This window comes from Vibrio sp. 03_296 (genome assembly GCF_002265885.1).
In genome coordinates this window covers 1-696 of sequence record NZ_NPKW01000804.1, presented here as the reverse complement: position 1 = coordinate 696, position 696 = coordinate 1, and the positions used below count along the sequence as shown (strand labels likewise).

At 48.2% G+C, this 696-nt stretch carries 1 pseudogene; it reads left to right on the top strand.

Features of this window, described 5'->3' with window-relative positions:
• Nucleotides 1-332: 332 nt before the first annotated feature.
• Nucleotides 333-696: pseudogene (locus tag CIK04_RS28000) on the top strand (DEAD/DEAH box helicase); the annotation flags it as partial.

Below are 696 nucleotides of genomic sequence, written 5' to 3'. Positions count from 1 at the left end.
CCTGCAATGAAAGTTACCAACAGTGATGAAAACAAACTGTCCCCACAAAGCGGACAACATTAGATTCTCAGATTAATGTTGTGCCACCAATCATGGTGATATGGAGTATGCATGAGCCGTATACGAGGCCGTACGTACGGTTCTGTGAGAGGGTGAGGCGTAACGCCTCACCCTACTCAATTTTGCCGCACGATTCTCAGACCATGCTTAGTTTTCGCTTCTAAAATGGGATGGTTCGCCCACTAGATTGTGGTAAAGTCCGCGCCTGCGTTTTAGCGCAGTGTGACTGTTTTTACTGACTCTTCAACCAAGCACAAGGTTAAGCCAATGCCATTTCTACTCTCTCATTGAGTTCTGAGCTGATCCACGCCCTGCCAAAAGACTTCAAGAAACCGACCGACATTCAAGTGTTGGCCATTCCTGAGCTGTTGGCTGGTCAAGATCTATTGGCTTTGGCAAATACAGGCAGCGGCAAAACACTGGCTTATGGACTGCCTTTGTTGGAAAAACTAAGGGTACATCCAGGAGCAAAAAAGCGCTGATTTTGGTACCAACACGCGAGCTAGCAACGCAAGTGAGCGAGGCGATTAACCAAGTTGGTCAAGCGYTTGGCCTTAACGCAGTGTGTTTGTGTGGTGGTGTGGACAAAGAGCAGCAGCTGCAAGCGCTTGCGACAAATCCTCATCTTCTTGTTGC